General features: G+C 62.0%; 22 protein-coding genes. 12 read left to right on the forward strand and 10 right to left on the reverse strand.

Features of this window, described 5'->3' with window-relative positions:
- Window positions 1-45 precede the first annotated feature (45 nt).
- Entirely contained in the window at window positions 46-900 is an 855-nt protein-coding gene (locus AC0L14_RS08400; protein ID WP_473749145.1) for an AraC family transcriptional regulator, read from the reverse strand.
- 103 nt (window positions 901-1,003) lie between these two features.
- Here AC0L14_RS08400 and AC0L14_RS08405 point away from each other — a divergent pair, with 103 nt between their 5' ends.
- From AC0L14_RS08405 to AC0L14_RS08415, 3 genes are all read left to right on the forward strand, one after another.
- Window positions 1,004-1,540, forward strand: coding sequence for a hypothetical protein (locus AC0L14_RS08405; protein WP_473487057.1), 537 nt, complete (start codon window positions 1,004-1,006; stop codon window positions 1,538-1,540).
- Between the two features lie 77 nt (window positions 1,541-1,617).
- Window positions 1,618-2,250, forward strand: a complete 633-nt coding sequence (locus AC0L14_RS08410) for a MarC family protein (protein WP_473487058.1) — start codon at window positions 1,618-1,620, stop codon at window positions 2,248-2,250.
- Between the two features lie 50 nt (window positions 2,251-2,300).
- Complete coding sequence (locus AC0L14_RS08415) at window positions 2,301-2,648, forward strand: transposase (protein ID WP_473749147.1); 348 nt, start codon at window positions 2,301-2,303, stop codon at window positions 2,646-2,648.
- 63 nt (window positions 2,649-2,711) lie between these two features.
- Here the strand turns inward: AC0L14_RS08415 and AC0L14_RS08420 are convergent, their stop codons facing one another.
- The 3 genes from AC0L14_RS08420 to AC0L14_RS08430 all read right to left on the reverse strand — a co-directional run bounded on the left by AC0L14_RS08420 (window position 2,712) and on the right by AC0L14_RS08430 (window position 4,611).
- Window positions 2,712-3,461, reverse strand: coding sequence for a hypothetical protein (locus tag AC0L14_RS08420; RefSeq protein ID WP_473749149.1), 750 nt, complete (start codon window positions 3,459-3,461; stop codon window positions 2,712-2,714).
- Between the two features lie 72 nt (window positions 3,462-3,533).
- Window positions 3,534-3,959: an OsmC family protein gene (locus tag AC0L14_RS08425; RefSeq protein ID WP_473487060.1), complete on the reverse strand. Its 426-nt coding sequence runs from the start codon at window positions 3,957-3,959 to the stop codon at window positions 3,534-3,536.
- Window positions 3,960-4,092: 133 nt separating this feature from the next.
- Complete coding sequence (locus tag AC0L14_RS08430) at window positions 4,093-4,611, reverse strand: single-stranded DNA-binding protein (RefSeq protein ID WP_473487061.1); 519 nt, start codon at window positions 4,609-4,611, stop codon at window positions 4,093-4,095.
- Between the two features lie 219 nt (window positions 4,612-4,830).
- Between AC0L14_RS08430 and AC0L14_RS08435 the strand changes: the two genes are divergently transcribed.
- The 9 genes from AC0L14_RS08435 (at window position 4,831) to AC0L14_RS08475 (ending at window position 13,391) form a co-directional block, all read left to right on the forward strand.
- Window positions 4,831-5,220, forward strand: coding sequence for a cupin domain-containing protein (locus AC0L14_RS08435; RefSeq protein WP_473487062.1), 390 nt, complete (start codon window positions 4,831-4,833; stop codon window positions 5,218-5,220).
- A 75-nt stretch (window positions 5,221-5,295) separates the two neighbouring features.
- Window positions 5,296-5,610 (forward strand): ArsR/SmtB family transcription factor, encoded by a 315-nt coding sequence (locus AC0L14_RS08440; RefSeq protein WP_473526798.1) that lies wholly within the window; start codon window positions 5,296-5,298, stop codon window positions 5,608-5,610.
- Window positions 5,607-6,101 carry an SRPBCC family protein gene (locus tag AC0L14_RS08445; RefSeq protein ID WP_473526799.1) on the forward strand — a complete coding sequence of 165 codons (495 nt, stop codon included), beginning with the start codon at window positions 5,607-5,609 and terminating at the stop codon, window positions 6,099-6,101. Before AC0L14_RS08440 ends, AC0L14_RS08445 begins: the two co-directional genes overlap by 4 nt.
- Before the next feature lie 21 nt (window positions 6,102-6,122).
- Complete coding sequence (locus tag AC0L14_RS08450; RefSeq protein ID WP_473749152.1) at window positions 6,123-6,728, forward strand: ATP-dependent Clp protease proteolytic subunit; 606 nt, start codon at window positions 6,123-6,125, stop codon at window positions 6,726-6,728.
- A 125-nt stretch (window positions 6,729-6,853) separates the two neighbouring features.
- Window positions 6,854-7,111, forward strand: a complete 258-nt coding sequence (locus AC0L14_RS08455) for a hypothetical protein (protein WP_473749154.1) — start codon at window positions 6,854-6,856, stop codon at window positions 7,109-7,111.
- A gap of 771 nt (window positions 7,112-7,882) precedes the next feature.
- Window positions 7,883-10,804, forward strand: a complete 2,922-nt coding sequence (gene uvrA, locus AC0L14_RS08460; RefSeq protein ID WP_473487067.1) for an excinuclease ABC subunit UvrA — start codon at window positions 7,883-7,885, stop codon at window positions 10,802-10,804.
- 34 nt (window positions 10,805-10,838) lie between these two features.
- Window positions 10,839-11,309, forward strand: a complete 471-nt coding sequence (locus AC0L14_RS08465; protein ID WP_473526800.1) for a GNAT family N-acetyltransferase — start codon at window positions 10,839-10,841, stop codon at window positions 11,307-11,309.
- 27 nt (window positions 11,310-11,336) lie between these two features.
- Window positions 11,337-12,143 carry a DUF72 domain-containing protein gene (locus tag AC0L14_RS08470; protein ID WP_473526801.1) on the forward strand — a complete coding sequence of 269 codons (807 nt, stop codon included), beginning with the start codon at window positions 11,337-11,339 and terminating at the stop codon, window positions 12,141-12,143.
- A 96-nt stretch (window positions 12,144-12,239) separates the two neighbouring features.
- Window positions 12,240-13,391 (forward strand): GGDEF domain-containing protein, encoded by a 1,152-nt coding sequence (locus tag AC0L14_RS08475; protein WP_473487070.1) that lies wholly within the window; start codon window positions 12,240-12,242, stop codon window positions 13,389-13,391.
- 40 nt (window positions 13,392-13,431) lie between these two features.
- Here AC0L14_RS08475 and AC0L14_RS08480 read toward each other — a convergent pair whose 3' ends face one another.
- The 6 genes from AC0L14_RS08480 to urtA all read right to left on the reverse strand — a co-directional run bounded on the left by AC0L14_RS08480 (window position 13,432) and on the right by urtA (window position 19,864).
- Window positions 13,432-13,608 carry a hypothetical protein gene (locus tag AC0L14_RS08480; RefSeq protein WP_473487071.1) on the reverse strand — a complete coding sequence of 59 codons (177 nt, stop codon included), beginning with the start codon at window positions 13,606-13,608 and terminating at the stop codon, window positions 13,432-13,434.
- 456 nt (window positions 13,609-14,064) lie between these two features.
- Window positions 14,065-14,760 (reverse strand): urea ABC transporter ATP-binding subunit UrtE, encoded by a 696-nt coding sequence (gene urtE / locus AC0L14_RS08485; protein ID WP_473487072.1) that lies wholly within the window; start codon window positions 14,758-14,760, stop codon window positions 14,065-14,067.
- 70 nt (window positions 14,761-14,830) lie between these two features.
- Window positions 14,831-15,577: an urea ABC transporter ATP-binding protein UrtD gene (gene urtD, locus AC0L14_RS08490; protein ID WP_473487073.1), complete on the reverse strand. Its 747-nt coding sequence runs from the start codon at window positions 15,575-15,577 to the stop codon at window positions 14,831-14,833.
- A 3-nt stretch (window positions 15,578-15,580) separates the two neighbouring features.
- Window positions 15,581-16,813, reverse strand: a complete 1,233-nt coding sequence (urtC, locus tag AC0L14_RS08495) for an urea ABC transporter permease subunit UrtC (RefSeq protein WP_473487074.1) — start codon at window positions 16,811-16,813, stop codon at window positions 15,581-15,583.
- On the reverse strand, window positions 16,810-18,429 hold the full coding sequence (gene urtB, locus AC0L14_RS08500; RefSeq protein ID WP_473487075.1) for an urea ABC transporter permease subunit UrtB: 1,620 nt from the start codon (window positions 18,427-18,429) through the stop codon (window positions 16,810-16,812). The genes urtC and urtB overlap by 4 nt, the downstream gene beginning before the upstream one ends.
- Before the next feature lie 124 nt (window positions 18,430-18,553).
- Window positions 18,554-19,864 carry an urea ABC transporter substrate-binding protein gene (urtA, locus tag AC0L14_RS08505; protein WP_473487076.1) on the reverse strand — a complete coding sequence of 437 codons (1,311 nt, stop codon included), beginning with the start codon at window positions 19,862-19,864 and terminating at the stop codon, window positions 18,554-18,556.
- Between the last annotated feature and the right edge of the window lie 237 nt (window positions 19,865-20,101).

Below are 20,101 nucleotides of genomic sequence, written 5' to 3' on the forward strand. Positions count from 1 at the left end.
TTTCGTGGCTGTCGCGGCAAAGCTCATTGTCAGGCCAATTTTGCTTCACAAAGCCGTAACGGCAGATGCGTTCAGCGCTTTATCGCCTCGCCGCTGGAGCCGATAGGCGCCGGGCGCCACCCCCATCACGCGCCGGAAACGACGGTTGAAGGTCGACAAATCGTTGAACCCGGCCTCGAAGGCGATCGTCGAGATTGGCTCGTCCGACATGCGCAGCCGCACCGCTGCCCTGTGCAGCCGGGTTTTCAGCAGGAACTGGTAGGGCGCCATGCCCGCGACGTGTCGGAAGGTGCGCAGGAAATGGTAGGGGCTAGTCGCCGTCTCGCTTGCAAGCTCGGCAATTGAGACCGGCCGGTCGGCATCCAGCTCAATGCGCCGCACCGCCTCCGCGACACGTTTCTGGTCACGGCGGCTCGGCACCCGGGCAGCAGGCGTGACGCCGGAGGCAACGGCTGCGCCGGCAATGCGCAAAGCGAGTTCCTCGAACGCCTCGATGTCGGCCATCTCGCGTGCGGCTTCCGCCTCGGCCAGCAGCGGTGCCAGCGCCGGTAACGGCGGCAGCCGCGGCGTCTCGAAGGCCAGCTTCTTCGTGCCCGGCGTGTCGGCGACGATCTGTTCCATATAGGCCGGGCTGAAATGATAGGAGAGGCAGCGGTCGCCGGCGCCATGCTCGTGCCCACACTCGTAGCAAGTGCCAGGGTTGCCGAGCAGAAGCGCGCCCGGCGTCAGCATCGCCGTGCCCTGGCGTGCGCGGTAGCGGAATGTGCCATTGGTCACCACGGCGACGCAGAAGTTGCGATGCTCTTCCTCGAACGGGCGATCAGCGACGCCGGCAGTGCAGACCACGTCCGACACCTGCCAGCCTTTTCCGGACGCCAGTGTATGCACGCTCGTCGTCATGGCCGAAACATAGCAATTTTTCCCAAGCGCAAGAAGCCTAGCGCGGCGTATTCATCCCATTCTCCTGACAAGATGGGGCTCCTGACAAGAAGAGACCACAACCATGTTCAATTCATCCTCCTTTGCCGAAGCCTTGCATAGCGACGGGCCAGCCGCGAACCTTGCCGAGAAACTGGATCTTTACGGCCGCTTCGTCGGCGCCTGGACATTCGACGCCACGCGTCATCTCGAAGACGGCCAGGTGCTGACCGGGCGCGGCGAGGTGCATTTCGGCTGGGTGCTCGAAGGCCGCGCGATCCAGGACGTATGGATCCTGCCCGCGCGGAACACTGGCGCACAGAGTTCCCTCGGCAAATGGACTTTCTATGGCACGACACTGCGCGTCTATGACCCCGGCGTCGACGCCTGGCACATCTTCTGGAGCGATCCGCGCACCCAGTATTACAGCCGCCAGCTCGGCCACGCCGAGGGCGACACCATCGTCCAGCAAGGCGCTGACGGCACCGGCGCCTCGGTACGCTGGAGCTTTTCCCGCATCACCGAAAATTCGTTCCGCTGGCTGGGCGAACGCTCGCAGGACGACGGCGCGACGTGGCGGCTCGAAGTCGAGTTCCTGGCGCGGCGCGTCGCCAGCACCTGACCTGCACGGTTTCCCCTGACGCCGCTTTGCTCTACCAATGCAGGGTCTCGGGCACGGCCCGGCGGGGAGGGTCAGAGATGCCGAGCTTCGACAGCCTGTTCAACGCCTTCGTCACCATTCTCGTGACCATCGACCCGCCTGGGCTGGCGCCGCTCTTCCTCGCCGTGACGCGCGGCATGAACCGCGAGGAGCGCAACCAGGTTTCCGTGCGCGCCTCGATCATCGCGTTCCTGGTGATGGCGCTGTTCGCAATCGCCGGCGCATCGATCCTGTCGGTGTTCGGCATCACGCTGCCGGCGTTCCGCGTCGCCGGCGGGTTCCTGCTGTTCTTCATCGCCTTCGAAATGGTGTTCGAGCGCCGGCAGGACCGCAAGGAGAAGATCGGCGATGTCGCCATCACCAAGGACATGATTCACAACATCGCCGCCTTTCCGCTGGCGATCCCGCTGATCGCCGGTCCGGGCGCGATCTCGGCGACCGTCCTGCTGTCCGGCGCTTTTCCAGGTTTTGGCGCGCAGGCAGCCCTTGTCGGCATCATCGCGATCTGCCTTGTGATCACTTACCTGGTATTCGTGCTGGCCGAGCGCATCGACCGTATCCTCGGCCAGACCGGCCGCTCGATCCTGACACGGCTGCTGGGCGTCATCCTGGCGGCACTCGCCGTGCAGTTCGTCGCCGACGGCGTCAAGGCGTTAATGGCGGCTCCCTGAACCGACGAACAACAACGCGTTTAGTTTAGGGTTGTATCAGTCGATGAACGATGACCGGCCAGCCCGTTTCATTGACTGCCCATGCCCTTTGCTCCCGCGGAGGGCTGACGACCAAAATCCACGCCGTGGTCGACGCGAATGGCCTACCGCTCCACGTCTCAATCACCGGCGGTCAGCAGCACGATAGCCTGGCAGCACGCGCTCTGCTTGAAAGCTTACCGCGCGGCGGGATGGTTCTCGCCGACAAGGCTTACGACGCGACCGAGATACGAACATTTCGTGAGTTCACGTGGAGGCTGGGCGAACATCCCGCCCCGTCGGCACCGGCGTGGTCCAATCTGCTTCAGCCCGTACCTATCGCCACCGAAACCAGGGCGAACTGTTCTTCAACCGGATGAGAAACACGCCGCTAACTTCCTCGTCTTCGTTAAGCTCGCGGCCATCCGGCTCTGGCGTCGGGTTTATGAGTCCACGACCCGAAGCCGGGGCATAGGCCGGCCATTCTCGGATTCAACCGGCCCGCCCTGCAGGTCAAACCAATTGCCGCCAAGAGCCGGCCGTGCGGTTTCGGTCCAACCTGGAAAACCTTGTTTGCGTTCGAGATACCCCAATCGCGCGAGTAGCTGTGCAATGGCTGGTGCTTGTTTCACAAGGACGACAGGCAGTGACCGGGCGGTGCTGGATGAATTAGCTAGTACCTGTATATGCTCAAGGTCGACTCTGGCCTCCAGGGCGTCAATGATAGGTTCTATCTGAGAACGCCAATGTTCGCTTTCCCACACGAGGTCGAGATAGGTTCGTAGGACATAGTTCAATGACGGAAACGAATATTCCGAATAGGTTGCGGCGATGTTGGTGCTGCGCCGAATATCATGACGAAGCCTGAAGAATGCTGGAAAACTACGATCATCGTATCCAGAGTGCCATTGCCCCTTCACCAGCCTCACCGGTTCGGCGACTCCCAGCGTCCAGAGCAATCCGGACGCTTGCTCGTAAACCGATATGAGGCTGTGACTGAAAACACGTCCCGCGCGGTACAGTTCCTTCACTTCCGTACTCTTAGCTTCGACGTAATTCCCTTTTTCATCTTGCGGGCCATGCCGTATCGTCCGCAAAATTATTTCGGCGACCAACAGTCGATAGAGCGATTTTTTACTTTTTCTCTCCGCTGAACGTCCGAATACAAACTTCGCCAGACTGGTCAGCGACATTAAACATAAACTCCGGACTGCAAAAATGACGACGCCACGGGAAAGTCTAAATATTCAGCCCTTATTATTCGGTTACTTCGCCGCTGTATCCACAACCTCGAAATCATGCGTGACGGTGGCGGTCTTGGCCATCATCGCGGTCGCTGAGCAGTATTTTTCGATCGAAAGATCGATCGCCCGTTTCACCTTGTCGGGCGAGAGCGCGCGGCCCTTGATGATGAAATGCATATGGATGCGGGTGAACACCCTGGGTTCCTTCTCCGCCCGGTCGGCGTCGAGTTCGACCACGCAGTCTTCGACCGCCTCGCGCCCCTTTTCGAGGATGTGGACCACATCATAGGCCGAGCAGCCGCCAGTGCCGAGCAGCACCAGCTCCATCGGGCTCGGCCCCGGCGTCTTGCCTTCCGGTCCGAACGCAGTCCCCAGTACCACCTTGTGACCGCTGCCGGACTCGCCGACGAAAGTGCGCTCCTCGACCCATTTGACCCGTGCTTTCATCTGATACGTCCTTTCACCGCGCACTACTCAAACGCACAACGTCCCGAAAATCCAAGACAGATTTTCGGGACGCCAATGCGTGGCCTCAAATAGTGGCGTTGTCAGCTCGCGCAGAGCCGCTCGCTCCGAGCGATCAGAACGGAATTTCGTCGTCTAGTTCGCGCGACGAACCGCCGCCACCCTTGTTGCCGCCACCGACGCCGCGATTGAAACTCTCGCCCGGGCCGGACTGGCCGAAATCGGAACCGCGGCTGCTGCCGCCACCGGCATAGCTGCCGACCTGACCGCCCTCGCCCTGCCCGCGTGCGTCGAGCATCTGCAGCTCGCCACGGAATTTCTGCAGCACGATTTCGGTCGTGTAGCGGTCATTGCCGGTCTGGTCCTGCCATTTGCGCGTCTGCAACTGGCCCTCGACATAAACCTTCGCACCCTTCTTCAGATACTGCTCGGCGACCTTGGCGAGCTGCTCGTTGAAGATGACGACATTGTGCCACTCGGTCTTCTCCTTGCGCTCGCCGGAAGTCTTGTCGCGCCAGCTTTCCGAAGTGGCGACGCGGATATTGACGACCGGCTCACCCGAATTCAAACGGCGGATTTCCGGATCCGCCCCGAGATTGCCCACCAGAATGACCTTGTTGACGCTACCCGCCATGATACTTCTCCGCGCTCATCCGAAACAAAATTTCTGTCGCTCACCTTATAGACTGCGGACAATCCCTGCCTGCCGTGGCTGGCTTTTCCCACAAGGTTTTTGTTCTCTTTTCGTTCCTAGGCTCATTAATCTCTACTGTCAAGGAATGTCAGCAACAAGTAGTATCTTGGGCCTGGAAATTCCACGATATCTGGCCGCCGGGATCGAAGGTTGAACACAATGAAGACAGTTGTACATGAGGACCAGCCGCAAGAAGAGTGGCGAGCGGGAGTACAAACCCGCATGCACGTCTCGGCCCGCAACGGCGCAACTCAACTTTGCATATTTGAACAATGGGTCGAGCCCGCGGTTGGCGCCCCGGCACATTGGCACCCGGTCGAGGAAGTGCTTACTGTGATCGCTGGCAAGGCTGAAATGTGGATCGATGAGGAGAGTATCGTCTTGACTCCCGGGCAGTCCCTTGTTGTTCCCGCGCACAGGAAACATGGCTTCCGAAACGCCGGCTCCGAAACGCTTCATATCCATGCCGTGCTCGCGTCACCAATTTTCGAGGCGACGTTCGACGGGTCCCCCGAGATGGTGAGACGCTGGCTTCTAACGAGCCTGTAAAAAGCGCCTGCCTAAAACACCGCCAGCCTAAAACACCGCTTGCCAAACCAATAAGTGTCGACTTATGCTTCTGCCATGATCGAAGCAGAGATTTTTCGAGCGCTTTCCGACCCGACGCGCCGCGCCGTCTACGAACGGCTCGCCGCCGGCGAGATGACCGTATCGGAACTGCGCAGCGGCATGACCGTGTCGCAACCGGCCGTCTCGCAGCATCTCGCAGTGCTGCGCGGCGCCGGCCTGGTGGCCGAGCGGCGAGTCGGCCGCAACGCTTATTATCGCGCCGATCCGCAAGGGCTCGACCCGCTGCTCGGTTGGATCGAGCGCTACCGCGCGTTCTGGCCCGAGCGTATCGAAAGACTCAAGGCGGTTTTGAAGGATATGGACCAATGACGGCAAAACAGCATTCAGACATGGCGGCAGATTCGATCGAGTTTGAGTGCGAGCTTCCAGAGCCGCCGGAAAAAGTGTGGCGGGCGCTGACGGTGCCGGACCTGCTTGCAGCCTGGATGATGCCGAACGACATCAAGCCGGAGATCGGCGGCCGCTTTGCCTTTGCTAAGGCTGATAGTCAGATCGAGTGCGAAATCCTCGACGCCGAGCCCGAACGCCTGCTGCGTTATTCCTGGCGGGAGCGGCCGGCGCCTGGCAACACAGCGGATCCGCTCACCAGCCCGCTGGACAACCCAATGGATAGCATTGTCACCTTCACGCTCGACCGCACCCTGTCGGGCGGCACGCATCTGCGCATCGTCCACGATGGATTTGCGCGGGTAGCTACGCCTGCGGTTGCAGGCGCCGGTTGCCGGGTTTCGCTCAACGCACACAGCCCCAGACAGATCATAGCCGCAAACACGCCTCGCCTCTCCCTGCGCGCGGCCTGAACGACACAACGGAGAAAAGCGATGAGCGGTTTTGCCAACCTGGTGCCGATGGTGATCGAGCAGTCGAGCCGCGGCGAACGCGCCTTCGACATTTTTTCGCGGCTGCTGCGCGAGCGCATCGTCTTCATCAACGGTCCGATCGATGACAATGTGTCGGCGCTGGTCTGTGCCCAGCTTCTGTCGCTGGAATCCGACAATCCCGACAAGGAGATTTCGCTCTACATCAACTCGCCGGGCGGCGTGGTGACCAGCGGTTTCGCCATCTACGACACGATGCAGTATATACGCAGTCCGGTATCGACCGTCTGCATGGGCTTTGCCGCCTCGATGGCCTCTTTCCTGCTGATGGCGGGCACGCCGGGCCGGCGCATCGCGCTGCCCAACACCAGCATCCTGCTGCACCAGCCGTCAGGCGGTTTCCAGGGCCAGGCCTCCGACATCCAGCGCCACGCCGAAGGCATCCTCAGGACCAAGCGGCGCATGACCGAGATTTACGCGCACCACTGCGGTCGCACCTTCGAAGAGGTCGAACGCACGCTCGACCGCGACCATTTCATGACCGCCGAGGAGGCAAAGACCTGGGGGCTTGTCGACCATGTTTTTGACACGCGCAAACAGGCGGCGTGAAAGGGGTGGCCGAACGCCATGAGCGATAACAGCCAAGCCGTTCGGCAAGTTTGATCGCCACCGGTCTGGCTTCGGCCAGTGTGCGGCGATACAGTCCGCCGATGTCTAGGATTTCACGCACTTGCTTGAACCGACTGATCATCGGCATCGCCGTCGCGACCATGACCTCCGGCGCAGCGCTCGCCGAAGACAATTCAACGCCGCCCCACGAAGGCACGCTGCCAGGCGTGGCCGGCGACTATCGCGTCGCCAGGCCGGCTCCCGAACCCGACGACGCCGTGCCCAGCAACGGCCAGTTCAAGATCGGCGATACCGATGTCAGGATTTCCGGCAGCATAACCTTCGATGTCGGCGCCGGCACGATCAATGCCCCCCGGCGGTAGGACAGGTCCATCGGCCTTCATCGTTGCCACAAATCTCAAGGCACTCGTGCGCTGCGGCCATCTGAAATGAACAGCCCCGCCGCTGCTTCCGCAAACGGTCGGGGCTTTTTTTGGATCTAAAATCCAAACTTGCCGGGAGTGCACTGCCGGCCTTTGATTTCGGATGCTTCGCGGCGTTCAGCCGACGATCCGACTAGTAGTCTCTGATTTTAATGGGGATCGGCAGATCACGGTTTGTCGGGCGGCGCAAACGCCTGGCCCTGGCACTTATGCCTGCCGCGGCTCCAGCGACACGTGGAGCCTCAAGGGACTGTCCGGTGGAGTCATTCCTCTGCTCTCCTTTTCTGTCCATTGCGACCGGTGTCGTCCGAAGCACATATCGCAAAAGCCCGCGGCGTCTCGCAGGCCACCTTGGGTGGCGCGGCCATCAAAAGACGGCCGGCTTCGGTTGACGTTTGGAGTCTGACTCTCAGAGGCTGAGACGTCAACCGTTGGATAGCCGATTACAAAAAATGTGATCGCTTGTGTGGCGAATCCGAAATTTGCATCCGTTTTGAGCAGCCCGGCGTCGGCCGTGGATTACCTGGGCGCTTTTGTCAGGAGCGTGTTCGGCCTTTGTTCTTTCCGCTTGCTCGCCCGCGCGAAAGACGGTTAAAGGCTCTGGTCGAGAGTTGTGGCGTCTCTCGAAAAGGTGACGAAATTACCTACATAGGGGATGGTCGGGACAACCCGCCATCCCATGAGATTCCAGATCTGAGGCGGCGACCGGCGATGGCCGACCATAAATATCTTTCCATTCGCGGGGCGCGCGAACACAATCTGAAGAATGTCGATCTCGACTTGCCGCGTGACAGCCTGATCGTCATGACCGGCCTGTCGGGGTCCGGCAAGTCGTCGCTCGCCTTCGACACCATCTATGCCGAAGGCCAGCGCCGCTATGTCGAGAGCCTGTCGGCCTATGCGCGGCAATTCCTCGAAATGATGCAGAAGCCTGACGTCGACCAGATCGACGGCCTGTCGCCGGCCATCTCAATCGAGCAGAAGACCACTTCGAAGAACCCACGCTCGACGGTCGGGACCGTCACCGAGATCTACGACTATATGCGGCTGCTGTTCGCGCGCGTCGGCATCCCTTATTCGCCGGCCACCGGCCTGCCGATCGAGAGCCAGACGGTGTCGCAGATGGTCGACCGCGTGTTGGCGGTCGAGGAAGGCACTCGTCTGTTCATCCTGGCGCCGATGGTGCGAGGGCGCAAAGGCGAATACCGCAAGGAACTGCTGGAACTGCAGAAAAAGGGTTTTCAGCGCGTGAAGGTCGATGGTGTCTTTTACGAAATCGCCGACGTGCCGGCGCTGGACAAGAAATACAAGCATGATCTCGACGTCGTCGTCGACCGCATCGTGGTGCGCGGCGATCTGGCGACGCGGCTTGCCGATTCCATCGAGACCGCGCTGAAGCTCGCCGACGGGCTGGCGGTGGCCGAATTCGCCGACCGGCCGCTCGACGCCAGCCAGACCGGCGAGGATTCGGTCAACAAGTCGAAGAACGAGACGCACGAACGTATTCTGTTCTCGGAAAAGTTCGCCTGCCCGGTGTCCGGCTTCACCATTCCTGAGATCGAGCCGCGGCTGTTCTCCTTCAACAACCCGTTCGGCGCCTGCCCGACCTGCGACGGCCTCGGCAGCCAGCGCGCCATCGACGCCAGTCTGATCGTGCCCGACGACAATTTGTCCCTGCGTGCGGGCGCCGTCAGCCCATGGGCGAAATCGACCTCCCCCTATTACGTGCAGACGCTGGAGGCGCTGGGCAAGGCCTATGGCTTCAAGCTCGGCGACAAGTTCCGGGACCTGACCGAAGAGGCAAAGCAAGCCATCCTGCATGGCACCGGCGAGCGCGAGGTCACTTTCCAGTATGATGACGGCCTGCGCTCCTACAAGACGACGAAAACCTTCGAGGGGGTCATTCCCAATCTCGAGCGGCGCTGGAAGGAAACCGAATCGGCCTGGATGCGCGAGGAGATCGAGCGCTTCATGTCGGCCACGCCTTGCCCGGCCTGCCGCGGCTACCGGCTGAAGCCGGAAGCGCTTGCGGTGAAGATCGCCGGCAAGCATATCGGCGAGGTCACCGAGCTGTCGATCCGCAAGGCCGACCAATGGTTCACCGCCCTGCCCGCTTCGCTCAGCGACAAGCAGAACGAGATCGCGGTGCGCGTGCTCAAGGAGATCCGTGAGCGGCTGCGCTTCCTGAACGATGTCGGGCTCGACTACCTGACGCTGTCGCGCAATTCCGGCACGCTGTCGGGCGGCGAGAGCCAGCGCATTCGCCTGGCCTCGCAGATCGGCTCCGGCCTCACCGGCGTGCTCTATGTGCTGGACGAGCCGTCGATCGGCCTGCATCAGCGCGACAACGCGCGCCTGCTCGACACGCTGAAGCATCTGCGCGACATCGGCAACACGGTGATCGTCGTCGAGCATGACGAGGACGCCATCCTGCATGCCGACTATGTCGTTGATATCGGCCCGGCCGCCGGCATCCATGGCGGCCACATCATCGCGCAGGGAACGCCGCAGCAGATCATGGCGAGCCCCGCCTCGATCACCGGCAAATATCTGTCAGGCGAGCTCGAAGTGGCGACGCCGGCCGTGCGGCGCGAGGCCAAGAAGAACCGGCGCCTGAAGATCGTCGGCGCGCGTGGCAACAATCTGAAGAACGTTACCGCCGAAATCCCGCTCGGCACCTTCACCGCCGTCACCGGCGTCTCCGGCGGCGGCAAGTCGACCTTCCTGATCGAGACGTTGTTCAAAGCAGCGTCGCGCCGCATCATGGGCTCGCGCGAGCATCCGGCCGATCATGACCGCATCGAGGGCCTCGAATTTCTCGACAAGGTCATCGATATCGACCAGTCGCCGATCGGACGGACGCCGCGTTCCAATCCCGCCACCTATACCGGCGCCTTTACGCCGATCCGCGACTGGTTCGCCGGCTTGCCGGAATCCAAGGCGCGCGGCTATCAGCCGGGCCGCTTCTCGTTCAACGTCAAGGGCGGCCGCTGCGAGGCCTGCCAGGGCGACGGTGTCATCAAGATCGAGATGCACTTCCTGCCCGACGTCTATGTCACCTGCGACGTCTGCCATGGCAAGCGCTACAACCGCGAAACGCTCGACGTCCTGTTCAAGGGCAAGTCGATTGCCGACGTGCTCGACATGACGGTCGAGGAGGGCGTCGATTTCTTCGCCGCCGTGCCCGGCGTGCGCGACAAGCTGGAGACGCTGAAACAGGTCGGCCTCGGCTACATCCATGTCGGCCAGCAGGCGACGACGCTGTCGGGCGGCGAGGCGCAGCGCATCAAGCTCGCCAAGGAACTGTCGCGCAAGGCGACCGGCAAGACGCTCTACATCCTCGACGAGCCGACCACCGGCCTGCATTTCCACGACGTCGCCAAGCTCTTGGAAGTGCTGCACGAGCTGGTCGACCAGGGCAACACGGTGGTCGTCATCGAGCACAATCTCGAGGTCATAAAAACCGCCGACTGGGTGCTCGACCTCGGTCCCGAGGGTGGCGACGGCGGCGGCGAGCTGGTGGCGTCAGGCACGCCGGAGGACATCGTCCGCGAGAAGCGCAGCTACACCGGCCAGTTCCTGCGCGAATTGCTGGAGCGGCGGCCCGGAGGCAAGCGCGAAGCGGCGGAGTGAGTGAGGACTGGCTGGCGTTTGGAAGAACCTTCAAATGAAGATCAGAAGAGCGCTTGCTGAGGATCTCGCCACAATCGTCCGGCTGACCGAAGCCGCCTATGCGCCCTACACGGCCTTGCTGGGCGCGCCGCCGATCCCGGTCACCGAGGACTATGCGCCGCGGATCGAACGCGGCGAGGTCCGGCTGCTGGAAAGCAGCGGCGAGCCGGCCGGACTGATTGTCCTCGAGCGGCACCCAAACCACACGATGATCTTCTCCGTCGCCGTCGGCCCTGCTTTCCAGGGCAAGGGTTTCGGCATCGCACTGCTCAAGTGGGCGGACGAACAGACGCGCCTGTGGCATTTGCCCGAGGTGCGGCTCTACACCAACGCCAGGATGGAACGAAACATCGCGCTCTACAAAGCCTATGGCTTTCACGAAACGGGTCGTCGGCCCAATCCATACCGGCCAGGATCGACGGTCGTCGACATGGCTAAAGCCACCCAGACAACGGCCATCGCCTGATCCTTTTCAGCAAACGGGAGGACGACAGTGACTCAATCAGGAACAATTCGCGCCGGCATGGGCGGCTGGACCTTCGAGCCCTGGGACGCGTCGTTCTATCCGGACAAGCTGTCCAAGGCGAAACAGCTGCACTACGCTACCCGGCAGGTGGCGAGCATCGAGGTCAACGGCACCTATTATTCGAGTTTCAAGGAGCCGACCTTCGTCAAATGGGCTAACGAGGCGCCGGACGGTTTTGTCTATTCGCTGAAAGGCAACCGCTTCGTCACCAACCGCCGCGTGCTCGGCGAGGCCGGTGAATCGATGATGCGCTTCCTGGGGTCGGGCGTCGCCGCACTCGGCGACAAGCTCGGGCCGATCCTGTGGCAGTTCGCGCCGACCAAAAAGTTCGATCCGGACGATTTCGAGGCCTTCCTCAAGCTTTTGCCTGAAAAGCAGGACGGCGTTGCGCTGCGCCATGCGGTGGAGGTGCGCAACGACAGCTTCGTCGTGCCGGAATTCGCTGCCCTGGCGCGCAAATACAAGGTGGCGATCGTCTACGCCGACCACGCCAAATATCCTGGGATCGCCGACATCACCGGCGATTTCATCTATGTCCGGTTGCAGACCGGCAGCGATGATAATCCCGACTGCTACACGCCAAAGGCGCTCGACGAATGGGCGGCACGGGCAAAAACCTGGGCGGAAGGCAAGGCGCCGGCCGACCTGCCGCGCACCGATCCGCCAACCGACGCACCGGTCAAACCGCGCGATGTGTTCGTCTACTTCATCACCGAGGGCAAGGTCCGCGCGCCGTTCGGCGCCATGGCGCTGATGAAGCGCGTCACCGGCTGACAACGTCGAATCATGGCATCTTCACAGCCGTCGTAACCTTATCGATACCTCCTTGCTGCATGAATTCGCGGAGCTGGGGCAGCCGCGGGTTAGGGCATGTCGCTCGACTACCACTCACTTCTGCTGGCTGTCGGTTTTTCCGCCGCCTGCCTGAGCCTGACGTTGTTCGGCATCTGGCTAACCGCGCGAACTGAAAAGTTTCTGCTGACATGGTCGATCAGCGCGTTGTTGGTCGTCGGCGACGTATTCATATACGAGGACTATATCGAGACGCCCGGACGCATCCTCGGTATCGCGACCTTCGCCTTGCTCCTGGTTGGGTTCTCGACCATGCTGGGCGCCGCCTACCAGTTCAGGTCAGGCCAGTCGCCGATCCCGCTGACGGTGCTCGGCAGCTGCATCTCGCTTGCCCTGGCGCTGCCGCCGATGGCGCTCGGATATGACGGGCTCGGCTTCATATTCGAAAATTTCCTTGCCGCCCTGATTCTGTTTTCAACGGCCTATCAGTACTGGGTCGGGCGCGCTGAAACTCCTGTCCCGATCATCGGCCTTACCGTGCTCTACTCGGCCACCGGCATTTCCTTTGTGCTGTGCGCCATGGCTCTTGCATGGGATGGGAAGCTTGTCCTCGGACATGCGCCCAGCAACTGGGCCGAGGATCTGAGCCTCGTCGTCGTCATCGCCAGCATGACCGGCATCGGCGCCCTTTCGCTGGCACTCAACCAGGGCCGTCTGGCCCGATATCACCGTCTGAACGCGCTGACCGATCCGCTGACCGGCCTGCTCAATCGCCGCGCGCTGTTCGATCTCAATGGCGGCGCCCCGATCGGGGCTTTCACGGCGGTGGTCATGTTCGACCTCGACGGCTTCAAGGTCATCAACGACGAGTTCGGGCACGCCACGGGCGATCAGGTGTTGAGAGTGTTCGCCGAGGACCTGGTCGAGAACCTTCGCCCGACCGATGTCGCCGCGCGCATGGGCGGAGAGGAATTCGCGCTGGTTCTGAAGCGCACCCTGCCCGAAGCGGTGGAGTTCACCGCCGAGCGTATACGCACCTCCTTCGCCGCGCGTGTCATCGAGACCGAAACCCGTCCCCTGACATGTACGGTCAGCGCCGGATACGCTTTCGGCAGCAAGGACGGCATGAGCTTTGACAAGGTGCTCAGCGCCGCCGACAAGGCGCTCTATGCCGCCAAGCGTGGCGGTCGCAACCGCGTCGCGGCCTCGACCTTCCGACGCGCAAGTTAGCCGCGTGGCGGTATAGCGCATCCGCCCCTTCCGTCAGCCCTCACGCCGCCATCACGACCTCGTTGTAGGTATCGAGATCGACGTAGAAGACCTTGGTGATCTCTGCGATCAGCTCGTCGTGGTCGTATCCTTGCGATTTCAGAACATTGATAGCGGTCATGATGTCGACGCGCTCGGTGAGCCGTCGTTTCTGGTAGTCCTCGACGTAACGTTCCATCGGCGTCCCTGGCCCAAGTGCCCCAAATGCATCGAACAAAAATCGGATCGCAGGAAGGGGTTGCTTGCACAGAACGTGCCGGCTGAGCCCACGCCTCACCTTGATCCGTCAACGAGACTGATACGGAAAGCGGCCGACTCAACAAGGCCAAGTAAAGCCTAGCATGCAATCCTCGGCGCGCCAGAGGCGTTCAGGAAAGACTGAGCGGCTTTCGTGATTTCGTCATCCTTGGGCGCAGTGACGCGAAGCGGAGCGAAGACCCAACGCCGTAACTTCAGAGCATCGCCACAGTGCAGAATCCAGGGTGGGGGGAGAACGGCTTCTATTCTTGACCGCTGCACTCTTCGGCGGATGTCACGGCATGGATCCTGGGCTCTGCGCCGCGTCGCTTCGCTCCTTGCTTCGCCGCAGGATGACGAGGGGAGAGATGGTTCGGCTAATCTCGAGGGTCTGCGATCAAACGGTCAGGAACTTGCGAACATCCGCCCGGTCGAGATCCTCGGCCGGGCCGGTGTGGACGATCTGCCCGCGGTCCATGATGTTGACCTCGTCTGCCAGTTCCCGGCAGAAATCGAGATACTGTTCGACCAGCAGCACGGCTATGCCGGCCTGGTCGCGCAGATAGCGGATGGCGCGGCCGATATCTTTGATGATCGACGGCTGGATGCCCTCGGTCGGCTCGTCGAGCACCAGCAGTTTCGGCCGCATCACCAGTGCCCTGCCGATGGCAAGCTGCTGCTGCTGGCCGCCGGAAAGGTCACCGCCCCGGCGGCCGAGCATCTGCTTCAGCACCGGGAACAATTCGAAGACATGGCCGGGAATGTTGCGGTCGGCGCGCCTCAATGGCGCAAAGCCCGATTCGAGGTTTTCCCGCACCGTGAGCAGCGGGAAGATCTCCCTGCCCTGCGGCACGAATGCGATGCCCGACCGGGCGCGATCATACGCCGCGCTCCGGTCGAGCGCCTTCCCCTCGAAGGCAACGCTTCCGCTCGTCAGCCGGTGGTGGCCGACGATCGATCTCATCAAACTGGTTTTGCCGACGCCGTTGCGGCCGAGCACGCAGGTGATCTTGCCCGCGCCGGCCTTCAGCGAGACGCCACGCAGCGCCTGGGCGGCGCCGTAGTGCAGCGTGGCGTTGGAGACTTCGAGCATGGTCAGCGCCTTCCCCAACGCCTGAAGAACGAAAGGTCGAAATGATGGAACGGAACGCGCCAGACCATGATTATCTCCCCAGATAGACTTCAACGACACGCTCGTCGGCCGAAACGAAATCGAGCGAGCCTTCGGACAGGACCGAACCTTCGTGCAGGCAGGTGACCTTGACGCCGAGCTCGCGCACGAAATGCATGTCGTGCTCGACGACGATGACTGAGTGGTCGCGCGCAATATCCTTGAGCAGCCGCGCGGTCTCCTCGGTCTCGGCGTCGGTCATGCCGGCGACAGGTTCGTCGACCAGCAGCAGCTTCGGATCCTGCGCCAGCAGCATGCCGATCTCGAGCCATTGCTTCTGTCCGTGGCTGAGATTGGCGGCGAGTTCATCGCGCTTGTCGCCCAGCCGGGTGATGCCGAGGATGTCGTCGATCTGCCGCGCCTCCGCGGCCGAGCGGCGATGGAGTAGCGCCGGGAAGATTGAGCGTGGGCCCTTCAGCGCCAGCACCAGGTTCTCCTCGATCGTGTGGCTTTCGAAGACGGTCGGCTTCTGGAATTTCCTGCCGATGCCCATCATGGCGATTTCGGCCTCGTCATGTTTGGTCAGGTCGACCTGGCCGTCGAAGTAGACCTCGCCCGCGTCGGGACGCGTCTTGCCGGTGACGATGTCCATCATCGTGGTCTTGCCGGCGCCGTTGGGACCGATGATTGCCCGCATCTCGCCCTTGTCGAGCACCAGCGACAGATTGTTGATGGCGCGAAAGCCGTCGAAGGAAACCGAGACGCCGTCGAGATAGAGGATGGTGTTGCTCTTCGACATCGCTCACTCCGCCGGCTGCGGTTCGGGGCCGGACGCGGACCAGTCGCCGGGCGTCCTCGCGGCACTGCGAACGATCTTCGGCGGCGCCGGGGCATCCTGATCGGTGCCGGCTTCCTCGGCAATCGAGGCCGCACGCAGCGCCTTGGCATTGCCGCGCCAGGAATCCCACATGCCGACAATGCCCTTGGGCAGGAACAGCGTGACGGCGACGAACAGTCCGCCCAGCGCAAACAGCCAGAACTCGGGCAGCACGCCGGTGAACCAGGATTTGCCGGCATTGACCACAAGCGCGCCGATGATCGGCCCGACGATGGTGCCGCGCCCGCCTACGGCCACCCACACCACGACCTCGATCGAATTGGACGGCTCGAACTCGCCTGGATTGATGATGCCGACCTGCGGCACGTAGAGCGCGCCGGCAATGCCGGCCATGACAGCCGACACGGTGAAGGCGAACAGTTTGACGTTCTCCGCGCGCCAGCCGAGAAAGCGGGTGCGGCTCTCAGCGTCGCGCACCGCCATCAGCAGCTTGCCGTATTTGGAACCGACGATTGCCCAGGTGACGAAGACGGCGAGCGCCAGCGTGGCGGCGCTGGCCGCGAACAATGCCGAGCGTGTCGCATCCGCCTGCACGTTGTAGCCGAGAATATCCTTGAAATCGGTCAGGCCGTTGTTGCCGCCGAAACCCATGTCGTTGCGGAAAAACGCAAGCAGCAGCGCATAGGTCATCGCCTGGGTGATGATCGACAGGTAGACGCCGGTGACGCGGCTGCGGAAGGCGAACCAGCCGAAGACGAAGGCGAGCAGGCCGGGCACCGCAAGCACCATGATCGCGGCAAACCAGAACTGGTCGAAACCGTACCAGAACCACGGCAATTCCCCGTAGTTCAGGAACACCATGAAGTCCGGCAGCAGCGGATTGCCGTAGACGCCGCGCGAACCGATCTGGCGCATCAGATACATGCCCATCGCATAGCCGCCGAGCGCGAAGAAGGCGCCGTGGCCGAGCGAAAGGATGCCGCAATAGCCCCAGACGAGATCGAGCGCCAAAGCGAGCAGCGCGTAGCAGAAATACTTGCCGGTGAGCGCGACGACATAGGACGGCACGTAGAACGCACTCGTCGGCGAGACCGCAAGATTGAGCAGCGGCACGATGAAGGCGACCGCCAAAAGGATGAAGATCGTGATCGCGATGCGGCGATCGGCGCCGGCGGCGAAGAAGCGTCCCGTGATCATGCTTCCACCGACCTGCCCTTCAGCGCGAAAAGGCCGCGCGGGCGCTTCTGGATGAACAGGATGATGATGACCAGCACGACAATCTTGCCGAGGACTGCCCCGGCATAGGGTTCAAGGAATTTGTTGACGATGCCGAGCGAGAAGGCGCCGACCAGCGTGCCCCAGAGATTGCCGACGCCGCCGAAGACGACGACCATGAAGCTGTCGATGATGTAGCCGCGGCCGAGATTGGGCGAGACATTGTCGATCTGGCTGAGCGCGACACCGGCGATGCCTGCAATGCCGGACCCCAATGCAAAGGTCAGCGCGTCGACCCATGGTGTCCTGATGCCCATCGAAGCGGCCATGCGGCGGTTGGCGGTGACGGCGCGCATCTGCAGACCCCAGGGCGTGCGCTTCATCACATAAAGCAGCACCGCGAACACGCCGAGCGCGAATACCAGTATCCAGAGCCGGTTCCAGGTCACGGCGAGCTGGCCGATATCGAACGAACCCGACATCCATGACGGGTTGCCGACCTCCTGGTTCGTCGGCCCGAAGATGGTGCGCACGGCCTGCTGCAGGATCAGCGAGACGCCCCATGTCGCCAGCAGCGTCTCCAGCGGCCGGCCGTAAAGGAAACGGATCACGCCCCGCTCGATGACAAGGCCGACGAGCGCCGCGACCGAGAAGGCGAGCGGCAGTGCGATGACCAGCGACCAGTCGAACAGGCCGGGAAAGGAGTTTCGGATCACTTCCTGCACGACAAAGGTCGTGTAGGCGCCGAGCATGACCATTTCGCCATGCGCCATGTTGATGACCCCCATGACGCCGAAGGTGATGGCGAGACCGATCGCCGCCAGCAGCAGCACCGATCCGAGCGAGATGCCGTACCAGATGTTCTGGCCCGCATCCCACAGCGCCAGCGTCGAATTGATGTTGGCGATCGCCGCCGTCGCCGCGTCCTTGACCGCGCCTTCGGAATTGGCCTCGACGGCGGTGAGCAGGGACAGTGCGTTGCGATCGCCGCGCGCGCCGATCAGGGCGATCGCCGCGAGTTTGTCGGCTTCCGGCCTGTCCGACACCAGAACCGATGCGGCGCGGGCCTGTTCGAGCAGCGCTTTGACGCTTGCCACGCTCTCGCTGGTGATTGCGGCATCGAGTGGCTCGATGTTTGTGGCATCGGGCGTCTTGAACATGGTGTCGGCGGCAGCAAAGCGCGCAGCCGGATCTTTCGCGCCGAGCGTCAGTGTGCCCAGAGCATCGCGGATGGCGCGGCGCAGCGTATTGTTGACCTTGATCTTGGTGATCTCGCCCTTGGCCGCCTCGCCGGACTTTTCCCCGCTCAGCGGGTCGAGCAGCGCAACGCTGCCGCCGCCTTCCTTGCCGATGAAAACCAGCGAATCGGCCTTGCGAACGTAAAGATCGCCCTCCGCAAGCGCGCCAAGCGGACGTTCGACGGCAGTGTCACCGGTGGCCGCGAGCTCGCGCACGACAGCTTCGGTGGCCGAAAAATTCGAGGCAGTGGCAAATTTGGCAATGATGGCGCGCAGATCCGCTTCGGCAGCGTTCGACGGCGACAGCATCCCCAGGAGGAGGAGCAGCAGCGTCAGGCCGATCGCGCGGGTGAAGATCATCGATTTCTGGCGACTCTTGAAAGGTTGAACTTCGCGTCCGGGCGGGCTGGAGGAGAGGAGGAGCCGCCCGGACGCGTTGCGGTCTAGGTCGTGGAGAAATCCACGACCGTCAGACCCGGGAGGATCAGTTGGTTCCCTTGCCGCCACACTTGCCGGTTGCAACATTGAAGTTGCCGCAGGACAGAGGCGCGCGCCAATCGGAGATCAGGTCCTTCGAATCAGCCAGATAGTCAGACCACTCGTCACCCATCACCAGGCCAGGCGTCTGCGAGACGGTCTCGAACTGGCCGTCGGCCTGGATTTCGCCGATCAGCACAGGCTTGGTGATGTGATGGTTCGGCATCATGGTCGAATAACCACCGGTCAGGTTCGGCACCGAGACGCCGATCACGGCGTCGATGACCTTGTCAGGATCGGTGGTGCCGGCCTTCTCAACCGCCTTCACCCACATGTTGAAGCCGACATAGTGGGCTTCCATCGGGTCGTTGGTGGTGCGCTTGTCGTTCTTGATGAACTTGTGCCAGTCGGCAATGAACTTCGCGTTCTCGGGCGTATCGATGCTCTGGAAATAGTTCCAGGCGGCGAGATGGCCGACGAGTGGCGCGGTGTCGAGACCGGCAAGCTCTTCCTCGCCGACCGAGAAGGCCATGACCGGGATGTCCTCGGCCTTGATGCCCTGATTGCCGAGTTCCTTGTAGAACGGCACGTTGGCGTCGCCATTGACGGTCGAGACGACGGCGGTCTTCTTGCCGGCCGAGCCGAACTTCTTGATCGCCGAGACCTCGGTCTGCCAATCGGAGAAGCCGAACGGCGTGTAGTTGACCAAGATGTCTTCGGCGGCGACGCCCTTGGCTTTCAGATAGGCTTCGAGGATCTTGTTGGTGGTGCGCGGATAAACGTAGTCGGTGCCTTCAAGCACCCAGCGTTTCACCGAACCGCCGTCCTCGCTCATCAGATAGTCGACGGCCGGAATTGCCTGCTGGTTCGGCGCCGCACCGGTGTAGAACACGTTGCGCTCGCTCTCCTCGCCCTCATACTGGACGGGGTAGAACAGGATGTTGTCGAGCTCGCTGAACACCGGCAGCACCGACTTGCGCGACACCGAGGTCCAGCAACCGAACACCGCCGCGACCTTGTCCTTGGAGATCAGCTCGCGCGCCTTTTCGGCGAACAGCGGCCAGTTCGAAGCCGGATCGACGACGACCGCTTCGAGTTTCTTGCCGAGCAGGCCGCCCTTTGCATTCTGCTCTTCGATGAGCATCAGCATGGCGTCCTTCAGCGTCGTCTCCGAAATCGCCATGGTACCCGACAGCGAGTGAAGAATACCCACCTTGATCGTGTCGTCAGCCGCCCTGGCCGGGACGCTCATCAGCAGGCCGGCCGTAACCGCGCCTGCCGAAAGCATTTTTGTTATTGTCGAGAAACTGCCCCTCATATTTCAAACTCCCTAACTGGTTGATCGCATCGCAAACAGACCATGCAACGGCTGTGCCAACCGCGGGAGCAAAATTAAGTGGGCTTGGATTTCCCAGCCCTATCAGCCGGTTAATATATTAGCCGCCAAAGATAAGCGCCGCCGCCGGTGCTCTGCCTGGAAAAAACTCCCCCGCTCTCGCCTAATTTTTGATCACTCGCGAATTAATGCGCCAATTTTGAGCAGAACCAAATCAAA

The sequence above is a fragment of the Mesorhizobium sp. WSM4841 genome (assembly GCF_055811515.1).